This window comes from Paenibacillus sp. plas6 (assembly GCF_057221655.1).
The window spans coordinates 3,526,068-3,543,004 of sequence record NZ_CM170151.1 but is presented as its reverse complement, the minus strand read 5'-3'; the positions used below and the strand labels follow the sequence as shown (position 1 = coordinate 3,543,004).

Here is a 16,937-nt window from a genome sequence, read left to right as displayed (position 1 = left end):
TTTATGGGCTGAATCGCTAGCTTGTTTTTATTACATCCGATATTTGCCTTTTAATGCTTCCCGATGCTCGGCAATCGCATCCTTGCCAATAACAACTTCGACACGATAAATTGGATGTCCTAATTGATGAAACTTCGTTTCATACTCCGTAAAAACTAGATCTTCACGCGGTCCGTCCTTATGCAAGTTTAATGAAATATTGCGCATAAAAAGCTCCATATCTGCGAAGCTATTCAATGAAAACTCAAACAAAGACTGCGAATCTGTCTTAAAATGAATTTCTCCGCGATCATTTAGCTTTTGAATATAGTGTTTTACAAATCGCGGATGAGTTAGTCGTCTGCGAGCATGCTTGCTTTTCGGCCATGGATCGCTAAAATTCAAGTAAATTCGCTCAATTTCGCCATCCTCAAACATTTCATTAATATTTTCGATATTTGCACGCAGTAGCGCCAAATTAGGAGGAGATTCGACACCTTTTTCACTCCAAGCAGCGCGCGCTTTTTCACTTGCACGACGAATAAGCTCATCGTACATGTCAACACCAATATAGTTGATTTCTGGGTTACGTACACTCATTTGACTAATAAACTGACCTTTTCCCATTCCGAGCTCAACGTAAATAGGACGATCATTGCCAAAAAATTGATGCCATTTTCCTTTATATTGCGATGCATCTAACACAACTAAATCCGTTTGTGAAGCGATATTTTCTAATATTCCTTTTCTTCCTCTTAAACGCATGAGTTAATCTCCTTCATTTACAATGCTCTCTGCTTCTCAATCAGATACTATTGTGCCTAACTTCGTTAACCTTGTAAAGCCCTAATAATTATTAGTAAATGTTAACGAGCAAAGCTGCAAAATCTTTGAAACTAAAAACAAAAAAGCACGAGGCTAGGAAATCTTGTTCCCAAAACTCGTGCCTTATTATCATACAAACCTAGCGTTATTAGCAACTAAGCAAGCTGTGATTCGCTTTTTTTAGAATTCCAAGCTTGCTCTAATGTATGATTCAACTTCTTGTATGCAGAAATTTTCGAAGAGTTATTGTCATATAGACGCACTCCTGTTAGTGCAATTAATTCCTTAACTGTAAGCTCAACAGTTACTACTTCATCTCCATTAGGAATTTTTGTATTTTCCATCTCAAATCACCTCATTATATAGGATATGAAAATAGAAGAAAAATATGCGAAGCTGAATCCGTTTACAAATTGTTCATGTAAGGTTAGTTTATTGATTTATCGCACTTTTAATATAACATATCATGTAATATTTATCAAGTTTACAGCTGCCTTTTTCGCTTTTTCTCAATTCCGAACAATTCTTCATTGAAGCAATAGAAAACATAGATTTTCGCTTCATTTTTCGTTACAATTGTGGGTGAAGTTGCGAAAAGGATGGTAAAAAATGATTAATCTACAATCCTCCTCCAATGAACCACTAATTTGGGGAGAAAAAAAATTTCATACTTGGAATTATGAAATGCGTCAGCAGTTTAATTCAAAAGTATTTAAAGTGATGCTCGACGCTGGTTTTACATGTCCTAATCGTGATGGCTCTATCGCAAAAGGCGGATGCACATTTTGCAGCGCACGCGGTTCAGGTGATTTCGCTGGCAGCAGACGCGATGATCTCGTTACGCAATTTAATACGATTCGTGACAGACAGCATAAAAAATGGCCTGAGGCTAAGTACATCGGCTATTTCCAAGCCTACACCAATACGTATGCACCTGTAGAGACATTGCGCGAGTATTATGAGGTAATATTGGAGCAGCCTGGTGTAGTCGGATTATCGATTGCAACTCGGCCAGACTGCCTACCGGATGATGTTGTTGATTACTTGGCAGAGTTAAATGAACGAACGTATTTATGGGTAGAAATGGGCTTGCAAACTGTACATGAATCCACTTCAAAACTAATAAATCGTGCCCATGATACTGCCTGCTACTTAAATGCTGTACGACGACTTCGAGAAAGAAATATTCGCGTTTGTGCTCACATTATATATGGCCTGCCTCAGGAAACGCATGAGATGATGTTAGAAACAGGGCGACAAGTAGCACAAATGGATGTGCAGGGTATTAAAATACATCTCCTTCATTTGATGAAGAAAACTCCTATGGTAAAACAATATGAAGCTGGGTTATTGCGTTTCCTAGAGCGCGATGAATATATAAAGCTTGTAGTCGATACGCTCGAAATATTGCCGCCTGAAATGGTTGTCGCACGTCTCACAGGTGATGCTCCACGTGAGCTGTTAATCGGGCCAACATGGAGCCGAGAAAAATGGGTCGTGCTCAATGGCATTGATAAAGAGCTTGAGCGGCGAAATAGCTGGCAAGGCAAGCTATGGACTTCTGGAGGATAAGCAGATGGGGTTTTATTCAGTTTTAACAATGGCGCAGCGCTGGGTCAGTGAGCGTGTTGAGCGCGGTGAAACGGTAATTGATGCAACTGCTGGCGGCGGTGTAGATACATTAATGCTTGCCCAGCTTGTTGGCAGCAAAGGTCAAGTGTTTGCTTTTGATATTCAGCAAGATGCGTTAGATAAAACGGCACGCAGGCTGGCTGCATTCCAAGATCAAAGCAAGCTAGGACGCGTTTCACTTATTCTTGACAGTCATGCAAATATGAAAAGCTACATTGAAAAGCCTGTTGCAGCAATTATGTTTAATCTAGGTTATTTCCCAGGCGGGGACGAGCGAATTATTACCAAAGCTGACAGTACGTTGCAGGCATTGGAACAAGGTTTAGCCTTGCTCCGCCCTGGCGGTATTATTACATGCACGTTATACCCTGGTCATGAAGGCGGAGACCGTGAAGCCGAAATCGTTGAACAATGGGCTAGCGCCTTGCCGCAGGAGTTAGCGCACTGTGTATTGTATCGTCAGCCGCAGCGTCCACACGCCCCCTATTTAATCGGTATTGAGCGTAAAGCAACTGCTATTAGTTAACGGTTGCTTTACGCAGTACTTATACATAAAAGGAGATGGAGATTGTTCTATGGCAATCAAAAAAATTGAGCATGTAGGATTAATGGTTAAAGATATTGAAGCCTCTATCGCATTTTATACTAAAGTGCTTGGCTTAAAGCATATTCGCACGATGCCTCATTCCAACGGAATCATTACACTCGCCTTTCTTGGTTATCCAGATTCCAACGAGACAATTCTTGAACTGATTCAAGGATATAATGATCAATTACCTGCTGAAGGCAAAGTGCATCATCTTGCTTTTACCGTAAGCGATATTGAAGCTGAGCTGGAGCGTTTTAAGCAAATGGATGAGGTTAAATTGCAAGATACCGAGCTAACTGTACTGCCTGATGGCTCAAAATATTTCTTCTTCTACGGTCCGGATGGTGAATCATTGGAGTTGTTCCAGCCTGGAGAGATTACTCCTTATCCGCTGCAATTCCAGCCTGAGTTTAAGGAACGCATTTGGGGCGGACGAGCACTTGAGCAATTTGGCTTAACGCTGCCTGAAGGAGCAATTGGCGAAGGTTGGATGATTAGCGATCACCCGAATGGGATTACAAAAGTCATTAACGGTCCGCTTGCTGGCACAGGGCTAGATGTCATTCGTGAGCAATTTGGCAAGCAGTGGTTTGGTAAAAATGGCTTGTCTGGGAAAAGTCATCGCTTCCCTCTATTAATTAAGCTGTTAGATTGTAATGATGATCTGTCTGTCCAAGTCCATCCGACTGACAATTATGAAAAATTGCCTGAAGGTGAGCTTGGTAAAACAGAAATGTGGTATATTTTATCGGCAAAACCGAATGCCAAAATTATATATGGTCTGCGTGATCAAGTAACGAAAGAAATGTTGGAACGTGCCTTAAAGGGCAATTATGTAATGGATATGCTGCAAGAGGTGCCTGTTAAAGCAGGAGATACCTTCTACATTCCTGCTGGTACAGTTCATGCCTTATGCTCTGGCGTTGTCGTTGCGGAAATTCAACAAAACTCTGACACGACCTATCGTCTATACGACTACAATCGTCCAGGCTTTGACGGCAAGCTGCGTGAACTGCATATTGATGATTCTTTAGCTGTTATCGCCTATGACGGTGCTGGCGCAACTTACAGCGATACGACTCAAATGAAAAGGGGCGAATGGTTAACGATAGCCTCTTCTCCATATTTCAAAGTAGATAAAGGGTTAATTGAAGGCTCTACAACGTTAACGACTTCGGAAGAAAGCTTTGAAATTCTTGTTATCGCAGAAGGTCAAGGCAGCATTAGCTGGTTTAATGGCTCACAAGATATTAAAGCTGGCGAATGCTTCCTACTTCCTGCAACTTTAGGCAATTATACACTGGAAGGCGAATTAACTGTACTTCGTTCCGTTGTTCCAAGTGAAGTAAACTAAATCGTAATATAAAGCTGTCTGCAGCAATTTAAAAAGAGCTGGGTCATTTACCTACTGCTAGATTTTTAACAATAATCTATTCAGCAGGCAAACTGCCCAGCTCCTCTTATTTTAATGACGGGTTTCTTAAATGGCACCAGAAGATTCATTTGACAGCAGCAAGCTGTACGGTTTTGCAGTAGGTTTTTCTTCTCCTTCATCCTGCACATACATCATAATAAGCAGCGATTCCCCTTCTGCAAGTAACTCGCCAGTCGCCAAATAATGCGGCATATTAAACGGAACCTTCTCAAGCGATAGATGCTTTTGTAATTCCCGTTCATTAAATTGATAGCTAGCAAAACGTTCCCCAACCTGTTCAGGCTGCTCCGCTAAAGCTTTCATCCACTTCGACCACTCACTTTTATCGAGTTCATGCTCCCACCATACTTTACGCGGCTTATAGCGATGGTTTAAGAAGTAGTCAAGCTTCATTAAGCCAACAATAACTGGCAGATTAAGCTTTATTCCTTCACGTTCCTCTACGACGTTCAAATACGACCAAAGGCGTGTAAACAGATCTTCTAACTGATGTCCGATCTTCTGCCAGCCACGCTCCTCCCAATAATCGCCAAAGCTTTGGAAGAAATCAAACGGCGACTCAAATACATGGTCAACCAAATAAAGCAGCGTATGATCCATGCGGTGAGCGTTCCAATATTTCTCTAAAACATCCTCTACGCGCTTAATTCGAACAATATCAGCAAATGGCATCAGTTCATTTCCTAGAATCTCATATGGGGCATGATCCATATAAATATATCCCCATTTATCTGCCTCTCGGCGAAGCCCTGTACCACGCAGCATTTTCAAAAAGCCAAGCTGCAGCTCCTCTGGACGCAACGCAAAAACATCGTTAAATGTGCCGCGGAACGTGTCATAGTTTTCTAGAGGCAACCCAGCAATTAAATCGAGATGCTGGGCGATTTTCCCCGATTCCTTCACCTTTGTTACCGTACGCACCAGCTTCGACCAATTTTGGCGTCGCTGCACTGCGAGATTTGTCAGATCATTGGTTGACTGCACGCCGATTTCAAAACGGAAAATTCCTGGAGGCGCATTTTCTGCTAAATAATCGAGTACTTCAGGACGCATAATATCTGCAGTAATTTCAAACTGAAAAACACAGCCGCGATGATTTTCAATAAGAAATTTAAACATTTCCAAAGCATAATCCCGCTTAATATTAAATGTCCGATCGACAAATTTGATCAGCTTTGCCCCGTTATCAATTAAATAAAGAATGTCTGCTTTTGTACGTTCAATATCAAAATAGCGTACCCCTACCTCAATACTTGATAAACAGAACTGACAGCTAAATGGACAACCACGGCTTGTCTCAAAATAAACGATACGATTGCCTAGCTGCGGCAAATCCTCAACAAAGCGATGCGGCGAAGGCAAAGTGCTTAAATCAAGCTTAGGTCGCGGAGGATTAATTCGAATTTCAGCTCCTCTCTCTAGCTGTTTACGATAAGCAATACCAAATACCATATGATATTTTTCTGTTGTTGAAATCTCTGTTAATAAATGATCAAATGTCTCTTCCCCTTCACCCATAACGATGAAATCAACTTCAGGAAGACGCTCCATCCAATATTCTGTATCATAGCTTACTTCTGGACCGCCAAGCACAATTTTAAGCTGTGGGTTAATCTTTTTTAACATATTAATAACAACAATGGTCTCTTCAATGTTCCAAATATAGCAGGAAAAGCCGATCACATCAGGATTACGTGAAAATAAATCCGAGGCGATATTCATTGCTGGATCCTTAATCGTATATTCAGCAATTTCCATATCAAATTTATGACCGCTAAACGCCTTCAAGTAACGAAGCGCTAGCGATGTATGGATAAACTTTGCATTTAATGTCGATAATACAACCTTCATCTTACAGCACCCTTTATAAAAAATAAATTCATTAGCACACGATTACAGCTTTATGCTAGCTAAATACTAACGTCCATCTTACCACTATTTCAACTGCTTTCATAGTTTACAAGCTTGAAATGATTTTGATTATTTTACAAAAATCAAGGAAGTGTGCAAATTTAGGCGATTTTTTAATAAAAAACTGCAACTAACCTCCGATAAATCCACTTTTTTTTCATGGTTTTAGCAAGAATATCTATCATTTTCCCTATATAATAGGCGGTAATATGTTTGATTTTGCATAAATGAGGAAGGTGGTTTCTATGCCAAACATTAAAGTAATGCTAGTGGATGATGAAATATTAGCTATTGAGTACATTCGCGATTTAGTTGACTGGGAATCACTAGGCTTCGAAATCGTTGCGACTCAAACTCAGCCATTAAAGGTTATCGACTCTATTCGACAAACTCGACCAGACTTAATGATTATGGATATTGTGATGCCAGGGATGGATGGCTTAGAGTTAAGCTGCAAAATAATTCAGGAGTTTCCTAATCTCAACATTATTTTGCTAACCTCCTACAAAGATTTTGAATATGCAAAAACTGCAATAAAGCTTGGGATTTATAATTATTTAGTTAAACACGAGCTAAACGCTGAGCATTTACAGGAGGAGTTGCTCCGCTTAAAACAGGATTTGCAGCTAGAACGTAAAAAGCTGCTGGATGAGTTGGAAGCATTACTACTGCATTGGTTTAGCGGGGCTCAATTGCATCAAATCTCTCCCTTGCAAAAGCTGCTGAGCTGGCAGAAGCAATGGCAGATGATATTGTTGAAAGAGAGTATTCCTTTTTCTTGGCTTGATTCTGACCATCACGATGCGCAGCAAAAATGGAATGAGCTTAACTTTGAACAAATGTTAGAGCATAAACAACGCTCAACTTCGCAACAGCTCCTGCTTACCATTTCAATTCAAAAGCGCTATATTCTGTTACTTTACGGGCTAACAGATGTTGCAAGCGTAAAAAAACAAAAGGAGTTGCTGGAAACCGAATTGCTTGCGGTTAAAGAGGCGCTTAAAGAAACCAGTACCTCTAGTTTTGCAAGCGCATTAGTTTCACAAATTACCAAAATTGAAGACATTCCTTTTATGCTTAAAACCGCCTTTGATAAATTAGAGAGCAGCTTTTTCTATGGACCTGAGGAAATTTTCCGCTTAGAACTAAGCTATGAGGAGCAACCATTACTAGAGCAGCTAACCTATGAAGAAGAGCTGGATATGATTAAGCAAAATATACAAGATTCAAGTTTTACGGAAGCTGCTAAAGGACTTGAATCCATCTTAGAGCGTATTCGTTATGCTAATGATTTAAGCGCGTTAAAAGAGAGCTGTTTAACCCTTTATATGACCTTGAATCGCCAAGCAATTAGCACACTCGGCTCTAGCCTTCCTCTGCTCTGGGAGCAAGGTGAAATTTCAGAACCTTATTTTAATAGCTTCGATGAGCTAAAGAGATGGTTTGCGTCCGTTGTAACGTGCTTTATTGCATTAACGAAAGTTCAAAAAGGGTTATCGCGGAAAGTAAGAACAGCGCTCGAATATATCGAGAGCCGCTACGCAGATAGTGATTTCCATATTGAACAGCTTGCCGAGCAGCTTAACATTAGCAGCGATCATTTGCGCCATTTATTCAAAGAGGAGCTTGGCATAACGATTCATGATAAATTAACGGAAATTCGTCTGCAACATGCAAAGCGTCTGCTGCGCGAAGGTAAGCTGAAAGTCTATCAAATTGCCGAGCGAGTTGGTTACCGGGAAAGCAAATATTTTAGTCAAGTATTTCGCAAGCATACGGGAATGACGCCGCAAGAATATATGGACAGGTCAAGGTGATATAATATGCGTTTCAAAATTAAAACGAAAATTCTCTTTAGTACTATTATCGTCGTCTCGCTTTCCTTATTGCTTAGCAGCTTTATTAGCTTTAATTATGCAAAGGAGATTTTGCGTGAGCAGACGATAAAGGATCGGCATACCAATATGAGTCAAAGCTCATTTCAAATTAATAAAATCCAAGAGCAAATTGCCAAATCCGTTGAGTACATTATTTCAGATGATGAAATTATTCGAAGCATATATGAACCTGAAAAAAGAGATCTTGAGGAATCGTATTATCAGGAGTTGCTTATTAAGGAAAAGCTGCAACGCTTTGCCGCATTAAATAGCAATATTTTAAATGTGTTAATTGTTGGTCCTGATGGGCGAACTTATTCTAATCATAGCGGTTATGAAGACTACTTCGATACATATTTACAGCAGTCGTGGTTTACAGAAATCAAGGATAACAATGTCAGCTATTCAAAGACGCATCCCTTTTTCTATCTTAATGGTAATAAGCAGGTGTTCAGCTATGTCGTTAAATTTACGCCGCTCGAATCATTGTTATCGTCTCAGCTTATGAGGTCTGAAAGCTATGTCATTATCGATGTTGCCTATACAGAAATCGCCAAAACCTTTGAGCATATTGCGAGCGATTATGAAAAGTTTGATCTTTACGTTGATGAATCCACTGCTTTATATTCCTATGGGGATAAGGTTGAGTTTGACGACAATCAGCTTTACGAAAATATCGTAAAACATGTAAGTAACAGTGACTACGATGAGGATAGTAACTGGATTATTTTAACTAATGATGAAATGATGCATGGCTGGAAGCAAGTCGCCGTCATTTCTAAAGTAAAAATGTTTGAAAAAATAAATCGGATGTTTACCTACAATTTAATCATTGTCCTTTGCGCCATTGTTTTTACAATACTCGTCACCTTCCCTATTATTAACAGTATTACAAAGCCGATCGCTGCACTAGTAAAAGCGATGAAACGGGTATCCCTGGGAGATTTGAAAGCTAAGGTCGAAGTGAAAAGCAACGATGAGCTTGAACTATTGGGGAATGGCTTTAATCGAATGATTGATGGACTCACCCTATCGATTGAAGAATCGATTCAGCATGAAAAAAAGGAACGAAAAATGCAAATAGATTTGCTTATGTCCCAGATCAACCCTCACTTTATTTACAATACATTAAACACAGTAATTTATCTTGCTCATGCGGGGCGCAATCAACAAGTTGCAGAAGTAACTCAAGCATTAATTACCATTTTACAAGATACTGTTCGCACAGGAGAAGGAGCTACAGTCGCTTCCCTGCGGCAAGAAAAAAATATTATTGATCGTTATTTCACCATTCAACAGACACGTTATCCTGATCGTTTACAGCTCGAATGGGACATCGAGCCGTCCCTGCTAGAGCGCGAAATTCCAAGAGTTATGCTACAGCCTTTGGTTGAAAATGCAATCGTTCATGGCATTATTCCCTCTGATCAGCCTGCAGGGAAAATTACTATTCGCGCTTATACAATGGGCAAGTTGCTTTATTTAGAGGTTGAAGATACGGGAATAGGCTTCCCTATGCGTGAACAATTTGAAATTAAAAGAGTGAGCATGCCAGAGCGTACGCGAGGCATTGGCTTAAGCAATATTAAAGAACGGCTAACCTCCCATTATGGTGCAGCAGCTCGACTGGAAATGCTAGCTGGCCAAGAGCGAGGATTATTAATTCGCATCATTATCCCCTAAAATTAAACCATATCACCGAATTTCAAACTGTCTGACGTAAACTAACACATTTATAATTCAAATAAAGAAAGCGTTTTCTTAATTTTCATTTAGGGGGAGACATGAAATATGAAAAAGACAATCGCATTTAAAAGCGGCGCTATGCTATTAACACTGTCTATGCTTTCGATGGCACTTGTAGGCTGCGGTGGCAATAACAAGAGCAGCAATAGCAACACTGCCAACAACCAAACACCAGCAACTGAGCAATCCGCTTCGGTTAACGACCCAACACAGCTTAGCGCAACTGTTAAAATTTGGGACTGGGATGAAGCGTTCCAGCAGGGCATGATTGCTGAGTTCAATAAGGTGTATCCGAACATTAAAATTGAACTAACTGTTGTTAATACAACGGATTATTTACAAAAGCTGCAAAGCGGTATTGCTTCTGGCTCTGATGTTCCTGATATTATTCTTGGTGAATCTGCTTACCGTGGCAAATTATTCGATCTTAATATTTTAGATAGTCTTGAAAATGAGCCTTACAATTTTGATAAAAGCACAATCGTCGATTATGTTGTGCCGTTTGTGTCTGATTCAAATGGTAACATCATTGCTGTAGACCAATCGCTAACTCCAGCAGGCTTTGCCTATCGTCGTGATCTGGCAAAACAATATTGGGGAACTGACGACCCTGTCGAGCTAGAGCAAATGCTGGCAACTTGGGATCAATTTATTGAAAAGGGAATTGAGCTAAAAGAGAAAAGTAACGGTTCAGTTACGATGCTAGCTGGTGTTGGCGACGCCTTTCTAGCGCTGCGCGGGCAAAATGTTGCACCTTATGTTAACGGAAATGAAGTCGATCTTACTAGCAAATTGCAAGCTCCACTCGCGCGTTTATTCGAAATGCGTGATGCTGGAATACTTGGTAAAAACGAGTTATGGTCCCCTGCGTGGTCTGCTTCCATGGCTAAAGGTGAAGTTATGTTCTATCCGATGGCACCTTGGGGAGCAAAATGGCATATTTCCGCTAATGACCCAGAAGGCAGCGGTCGTTGGGGACTAGTAAAAACACCTGAGCGCGGCTTTGTGCGCGGCGGTACAGCTATTGGTATTTACAAGGACAGTAAAGTGAAAGAAGCTGCTTGGGAGTTTGTGAAGTTTGCTTATTTATCTGATGAAGGCTCTCTTTATAATTTCCAAACGTTCGGTAATATGACGAGCTCTAAATCGTTCTATGATAACCATGCAGATGTCATTGAAGCTCCTGGTCCTTACGACGAGTTCTTTGGCGGTCAAAATCTTGCTAAATACTTTATGGAAAAAATCGTTCCAGATATGGCGGGTGAGCCGCAATCTAAATACGATTCTGTGCTAGATTCTGTATTTAATACGCTATATCCATTGTGGACAAAGGATAGTTCAATTACGGCTGAAACTGCATTAGAGAAATTCAAGGAAGAATTCAAAAATAAAGCGCCAGAAGCAACAGTGAAGTAAAGCTGTTAAGACGTTATCAAATGCGAATTGAGGGATGAGCATGCTTGCAGAGAACAGAGTAGAAGCCTCCACCGCATCCCGCAAACGGAAATGGGGGTCACGAATGTGGCCCTATCTTTTTGCCCTACCGTTTGTTTTAACCTATGCGGCATTTCAGCTATATCCAGTATTGTATTCCTTTCTGCTTAGTCTATATGATTGGAACGGCATTAGCGATAAAGTGTTTGTTGGTTTGCAAAATTACATTCAGCTTTGGACGCAAGATAAGCTGTTTCTTAAATCAATTTCCAATACACTTCTTATGATGCTAATGTTTATTCCAATTACGTTAATCGCTGGACTTGCGCTTGCTTATTGGACGTTTAACTTAGCACGTGGCAAGCAATTAATCCAAACGATTAATATATTGCCTTATATTACAACGCCAGTAGCAATCGGCTTTATCTTCTCCTATTTTTTCGATTGGCAAACTGGCTTAGTAAACCTGCTGTTAGTGAAATTAAATATTTTGCAAGAGGGCTATTATTGGCTGCAAGAGCCATGGAGCTCGCGCGCGATTATTGCCCTTATGGTAATTTGGCGAAATCTAGGGTATTTCATGATTATTTATATGGCTGGAATGACGACGATTCCGCAAGATGTATATGAGGCAGCTAAAGTGGACGGGGCAACAGGCTTTAAGCTATTTACGAGAGTGACGTTCCCATTGCTAAAAAACATCTCCATTTTCTTAGTCGTAACGGCGATTATCGGCGGACTTCAGCTATTTGATGAGCCGAAGCTGTTATATGGCGGCTGGTCAGGCTCCGTTCAAGTTGGTGGTCCGAACAATACAGCATTGACAATAATATGGAAATTCGTAGATGAATCGTTCATTTCAAATACAAGATTTGGTTACTCGTCAGCGATTGCATATTCCTTATTTATTATGATCGTTGTATTTTCACTTATTAGTTTCCGCATTATGTCAGGCAAGGGGGATGACAAATGAAATATTTCGTATGGATTCTGTTAGGCATCATCTCTCTTCTTTCCTTGTTTCCGTTTTATATGATGATCGTGATGGGTACGCATTACAATGAGGATTTGTTTAAAGGCATTCCTTTGTTGCCCGGTAACTATTTTTCCGAAAACTTAAAAACGGTGCTGGCTGCAGATTTTTATCGGGTTTATTTGAACAGCTTAGTTGTATCTGTTTCAGCCGTTATTTTAGCGACGATTACAAGCTGCACAATCGGCTATGCCATTGCAAAATTTAATTTCAAGGCAAAAAAATGGCTGCAAATTTTCGTTATGGTCACAATGATGGTTCCTACTCAAGTCGGCTTAATCGGATACATTATCGAAATGCGAAACTTAGGGCTTGGTAATACATTATGGCCTGTTATTCTCACTTGGGCAGCATTCCCATTTGGAGCATTCTTTATGATCCAATTTATGCGCGACTCTATCCCTACTGAAATGTTGGAAAGCGGCCGTATAGATGGTTGCAGTGAACTAGGAATATTTTTACGGTTAGTGCTTCCGCTCACAAAACCAGGATTAGCTACTTTAGCTACACTCGTGTTTCTATGGTCATGGAACAACTATTTGTTGCCGCTTGTAACAATTAATAAATCAGAATGGTATACATTAACGCTCTTTATCTCCAACCTTGGTATCGTACATCGTACAGACTATGCTGCAAGAATGATGGCTTTAACAATGACTACCGTGCCTGTACTTCTTCTCTTTATTTTAGGTTCAAAAACGTTTATGAAGGGATTAACTGCAGGTGCGGTTAAGGGGTAGTTATAAGAAAAGCCTAGCATTGTCCTACTTTCGACAATGCTAGGCTTCTGTTTTATGCATGATGTCAATGCTGACAGCAGGCGATAATTTATTCCTAAATGTTATTCCTCTGCAGGAGCATTAAAAGTGCGTGTTGCAAATTCTGCATCCATCATATAGAATGCGTTGCTATCTTGATCAATGCGTTTTAGCTTTGTAATAATACCATCAAATAAAGCTTCTTCTTCTACTTGCTCATCGATAAACCATTTCAAGAAGTTAATTGTCGCATGTTCACGATCAGCAATCGCTAGATCGGAAAGATCATAGAAGCGTTTAGTATTAGCAATTTCGTGCTGATAACCTTGCTCAAATACCTCTAACATAGAGCTATATTCATTTCTTGGCTCGCCAAGCGCTTGAATTGTAGCACGTTGTCCGCGATCATTTAAAAATTTATATATTTTCATTCCATGAAATCTTTCTTCTTCAGCTTGCACTAGAAAAAAGTTAGCAAATCCATCCAGGTTTTCGGAGGAGCAATATGCAGCCATCGCTAAATATACATGGGCTGAGTAAAACTCAAAGTTCATTTGGTCATTAAGTGCTTGAGCTAATTTATCATTCATAATGTATGCACCTCTTTCTCTTCTTTATAATTATTCTAACATAGAAATTAGAATAAGGAAAGGCGAGATGAAAATATTCCCAAAAAATTTATCCAACAATTTTCTTTAATGTTTTGTATAACTTTTTTGGTGAGGAAGCAATGATTGGCTGAGACTTAATCATAACAAAGCAGCCTGATCTGCATGATTTGCATTGTCCTAGACAACCCGTCTTTTTTTGTTTAAGCTCTGGATACTTCTTTTTCATACGCTTATAGACAGGTTTTAGCCCTTGTTCTAAGCTGCGCTTACAATATTTAATTTTCATGCTCTCACCATCCACTTCACTGACGACATTATTCATTATTCATTACAAATAAATGATAATGATTATCAATGATAAAGTCAAGTCAAACTAAATAATGACGGACATAAAAAAGGATGCGTCACATAAGGAGAATATCCCCTTGCATGACTCATCCAGTTTTTGCTTCCTTCTATGTTTAATATTTCAACTAATTGGACTGCTTTAACAGTTCAACCGCTTTATTTAACTGCGTATCATTTTCTGCAATTAAAGCCCGAATGTCCTTAATCATTTGCGTGCCATCTTTATCGTTATATTTTCCGTCCACAGGTAAGCCTTTTGCTGCTTCGTATTTTTTCAGCGCATCTTCTAGCTCTTTATCAAACACACCTTCGCTAGCTAAAGAATACCCTAATGTTTGCAAATATTTAATTAATAGCTCAACATTTTCACCGTAACTGCCAAGCTTTAGCTCAACATCGGAAGGAATAGCATGAAGATTAGCATACTCAGGAAGTTCTACAGCATGTGTTGGCTCAACTCCAATTTTATGAATGCTATTATCGTTTGGAGTTTTCCATTCTGCCTCGGTTAATACAAGCACAGAGCTGTCGCGGAATTTCTCATAGCTCTGCACAACTCCTTTGCCATACGAAGTTACGCCAACGACGTAAGCACCAACCTGTTCCTTTAACGCTGCAGTTAACACTTCACTCGCACTAGCAGAATATTCATTTATTAATACTGCAATTGGCACAGTAAGCGTCTCTTCCTCGCGAGAAACATAGCTAATTCGTCTGCTGTCATTTTTATAGACAACATCAACGATTTTTTCACCCTTCGGAATAAGCAAGCTGGCTATATTGATCGTTTGCTCAAGCAAGCCGCCAGGATTTGAACGCAAATCAATAATTAATCCTTTAAGCTCACCCTTTGCTTGAAGCTCCTTAAGCGCTTCAGCAAATTCAACATCTGTTTTCTCTTTAAACCCGCTAATCGCTATAACGCCAATATCATCTGCTAATCTTTCTGAGCTTACAGTCGTAACAGGAATTTCGGCACGCTCCATCTCAAACTCCAGCACACCTTCTACTCCTGTACGCTTCACACCAATAATTACTTTTGTTCCTTTTTCACCACGCACTTTGCTTAGCAGCTCATTGAAATTGAGACCCTCAATTGATTGACGATCGACTTGCACGATTTCGTCATCTGGCTTAATCCCTGCCTTTTCGGCTGGCATATCCTTCACTAATGAAGATATGAAATAACGTTCATTTTCCTGACGAATTTCTGCTCCAATTCCATAAAAATTGCTTTGGTATGACTGAGCGTACTCTGCCCCTTGCTCATTAGCTAAAAATTGAGAATACTGATCGCCAAGTGAGCTTACCATTCCAGATATTGCACCATCAACTAGCTTTTCATTATCAATATCGTACAAATATTTCTGGTGAATACGGTCATACGCGGTTTGCAGTAATTTGAAGTTCGGTTCATTCATAATTGAATATTGCCGCTTTGTCCAAAGCTGACCGCCAAAAAAACCGACAATTAACGTTAAAATGATAAGCGGAACTAAAAACAATTTAAGCTTACTTGGGTGGCTGTTCGAATTCATTGGCTGTTTGCTTTCAAAGTATGTGTTATTGTTTTGTTCCATATGTGTTCTCCTTGTATGTTAGGTTTGTTTTCGATACAATCAAGATTATGTAGATTACAGCAAGGGAAGGAGCAATGATCTAATGAATTATAAGCTTATTGCAATTGATATTGATGATACGTTGCTAAACGACGATATTCAAGTTACCGAGGGTACAAAAAAGGCTCTTGAACGCGCTATTCAAGCAGGTGTAACTGTAACTTTAGCAACTGGACGAATGTATGCATCCGCTAAAAAAATTGCCAAGCAAATCGATCTCAATGTACCTATTATTACCTATCAAGGAGCGCTAGTCAAAACGCTGCTTGATGGTAAAGTGTTGCATGAACGCACTGTACCTCAGGATGCTGCTCGTAAGGTACTAGCATACGCTAAAGAGAATAACCTTCATCTGCAGCTTTATGTTGATGATGTCTTATACGGTACTGAGGATAATGCACGGATTCAAGCTTATTCCAAGCTAACGAACATTCCTTACGTAATTGAGCCGAATTTTGAGCTGCTTATTGACAAGCCAAATCATAAAATGCTTATTATCGACGAGCCAGAAGTGCTTGATCATCATATTGTCATTTTGCAGCAAATGCTAGGTGATCAACTGCATATTACAAAATCTAAACCGCATTACTTAGAGTTTATGCATAAAGACGGCACAAAAGGACATGCGCTGCAATTTTTAGCTCAGCATATTGGCTGTACAATGGAGCAAACAATTGCTATCGGGGATGCCTGGAATGATCGTGAAATGATCTCCGTAGCTGGACTTGGCGTAGCGATGGGCAATGCCGTTCCAAGCTTAAAAGAAATCGCCGATTATGTAACCTTAAGCAACAATGAAGAAGGCGTTCGCCACGTAATCGAGAAATTTATTTTTAACGAGCAATAGAGCCTAAAAATTAAGCGAGTGCTTAGACGGCAAAGCTTTGCTTGCCCTTTTAAAGTTCGAGCTTGCAAATTCTTCAATGCTTCACTAACAATTCCCCATCTCCGCAACATAGTATCTGGATAATGACATTAATCCGCTATTAAAGCCGACTGCTTCCTTAATTATTTCATTGGACAGTCGGCTTTAGAAAGCGAAAGAAATACGCCATGTTGCAGGGTACATAAGCATGCAAAAAGCGCCAGCGGGGTACATTACCTCTGACGTTCGCATCCCTTTTTTAATTATCAGCCCGT

General features: G+C 39.9%; 15 protein-coding genes and 1 pseudogene. 10 read left to right on the top strand and 6 right to left on the bottom strand.

Features of this window, described 5'->3' with window-relative positions; all coding sequences use genetic code 11:
• Window positions 1–30 precede the first annotated feature (30 nt).
• On the bottom strand, window positions 31–744 hold the full coding sequence (gene trmB / locus AC2TDL_RS15575; protein ID WP_484696986.1) for a tRNA (guanosine(46)-N7)-methyltransferase TrmB: 714 nt from the start codon (window positions 742–744) through the stop codon (window positions 31–33).
• A gap of 215 nt (window positions 745–959) precedes the next feature.
• Complete coding sequence (locus AC2TDL_RS15570; RefSeq protein WP_484696985.1) at window positions 960–1,148, bottom strand: hypothetical protein; 189 nt, start codon at window positions 1,146–1,148, stop codon at window positions 960–962.
• A gap of 265 nt (window positions 1,149–1,413) precedes the next feature.
• On the opposite strand from AC2TDL_RS15570, the gene mnmL reads away from it, so the two are divergent.
• The 4 genes and pseudogenes from mnmL to AC2TDL_RS15550 all read left to right on the top strand — a co-directional run bounded on the left by mnmL (window position 1,414) and on the right by AC2TDL_RS15550 (window position 4,379).
• A complete protein-coding gene (gene mnmL / locus AC2TDL_RS15565; protein ID WP_484696984.1) occupies window positions 1,414–2,376 on the top strand; it encodes a tRNA modification radical SAM protein MnmL/YtqA in 963 nt (320 codons plus the stop codon).
• On the top strand, window positions 2,327–2,962 hold the full coding sequence (gene mnmM, locus AC2TDL_RS15560) for a tRNA 5-(aminomethyl)-2-thiouridylate-methyltransferase MnmM (RefSeq protein ID WP_484696983.1): 636 nt from the start codon (window positions 2,327–2,329) through the stop codon (window positions 2,960–2,962). Before mnmL ends, mnmM begins: the two co-directional genes overlap by 50 nt.
• Window positions 2,963–3,011: 49 nt before the next feature.
• Window positions 3,012–3,374 (top strand): annotated as a pseudogene (locus AC2TDL_RS15555) (VOC family protein); the annotation flags it as partial.
• A 27-nt stretch (window positions 3,375–3,401) separates the two neighbouring features.
• Complete coding sequence (locus AC2TDL_RS15550; RefSeq protein ID WP_484701219.1) at window positions 3,402–4,379, top strand: type I phosphomannose isomerase catalytic subunit; 978 nt, start codon at window positions 3,402–3,404, stop codon at window positions 4,377–4,379.
• 126 nt (window positions 4,380–4,505) lie between these two features.
• On the opposite strand, the gene AC2TDL_RS15545 is transcribed toward AC2TDL_RS15550, so the two are convergent.
• Window positions 4,506–6,311, bottom strand: coding sequence for a B12-binding domain-containing radical SAM protein (locus tag AC2TDL_RS15545; protein WP_484696982.1), 1,806 nt, complete (start codon window positions 6,309–6,311; stop codon window positions 4,506–4,508).
• 305 nt (window positions 6,312–6,616) lie between these two features.
• Between AC2TDL_RS15545 and AC2TDL_RS15540 the strand changes: the two genes are divergently transcribed.
• From AC2TDL_RS15540 to AC2TDL_RS15520, 5 genes are all read left to right on the top strand, one after another.
• Window positions 6,617–8,188: a helix-turn-helix domain-containing protein gene (locus AC2TDL_RS15540; protein WP_484696981.1), complete on the top strand. Its 1,572-nt coding sequence runs from the start codon at window positions 6,617–6,619 to the stop codon at window positions 8,186–8,188.
• 6 nt (window positions 8,189–8,194) lie between these two features.
• Window positions 8,195–9,931: a sensor histidine kinase gene (locus tag AC2TDL_RS15535; RefSeq protein WP_484696980.1), complete on the top strand. Its 1,737-nt coding sequence runs from the start codon at window positions 8,195–8,197 to the stop codon at window positions 9,929–9,931.
• Between the two features lie 108 nt (window positions 9,932–10,039).
• Window positions 10,040–11,410, top strand: coding sequence for an ABC transporter substrate-binding protein (locus AC2TDL_RS15530; protein ID WP_484696979.1), 1,371 nt, complete (start codon window positions 10,040–10,042; stop codon window positions 11,408–11,410).
• A 103-nt stretch (window positions 11,411–11,513) separates the two neighbouring features.
• Window positions 11,514–12,401: a carbohydrate ABC transporter permease gene (locus AC2TDL_RS15525; RefSeq protein ID WP_484696978.1), complete on the top strand. Its 888-nt coding sequence runs from the start codon at window positions 11,514–11,516 to the stop codon at window positions 12,399–12,401.
• Window positions 12,398–13,201 carry a carbohydrate ABC transporter permease gene (locus tag AC2TDL_RS15520; RefSeq protein ID WP_484696977.1) on the top strand — a complete coding sequence of 268 codons (804 nt, stop codon included), beginning with the start codon at window positions 12,398–12,400 and terminating at the stop codon, window positions 13,199–13,201. The genes AC2TDL_RS15525 and AC2TDL_RS15520 overlap by 4 nt, the downstream gene beginning before the upstream one ends.
• Window positions 13,202–13,302: 101 nt before the next feature.
• Here AC2TDL_RS15520 and AC2TDL_RS15515 read toward each other — a convergent pair whose 3' ends face one another.
• From AC2TDL_RS15515 to AC2TDL_RS15505, 3 genes are all read right to left on the bottom strand, one after another.
• Complete coding sequence (locus AC2TDL_RS15515) at window positions 13,303–13,809, bottom strand: ferritin (protein ID WP_484696976.1); 507 nt, start codon at window positions 13,807–13,809, stop codon at window positions 13,303–13,305.
• An 88-nt stretch (window positions 13,810–13,897) separates the two neighbouring features.
• Window positions 13,898–14,152, bottom strand: a complete 255-nt coding sequence (locus tag AC2TDL_RS15510; RefSeq protein WP_484696975.1) for a DUF1450 domain-containing protein — start codon at window positions 14,150–14,152, stop codon at window positions 13,898–13,900.
• 151 nt (window positions 14,153–14,303) lie between these two features.
• Window positions 14,304–15,758 (bottom strand): S41 family peptidase, encoded by a 1,455-nt coding sequence (locus AC2TDL_RS15505; protein ID WP_484696974.1) that lies wholly within the window; start codon window positions 15,756–15,758, stop codon window positions 14,304–14,306.
• Window positions 15,759–15,840: 82 nt separating this feature from the next.
• On the opposite strand from AC2TDL_RS15505, the gene AC2TDL_RS15500 reads away from it, so the two are divergent.
• Complete coding sequence (locus AC2TDL_RS15500; RefSeq protein WP_484696973.1) at window positions 15,841–16,644, top strand: Cof-type HAD-IIB family hydrolase; 804 nt, start codon at window positions 15,841–15,843, stop codon at window positions 16,642–16,644.
• Window positions 16,645–16,937: the final 293 nt, after the last annotated feature.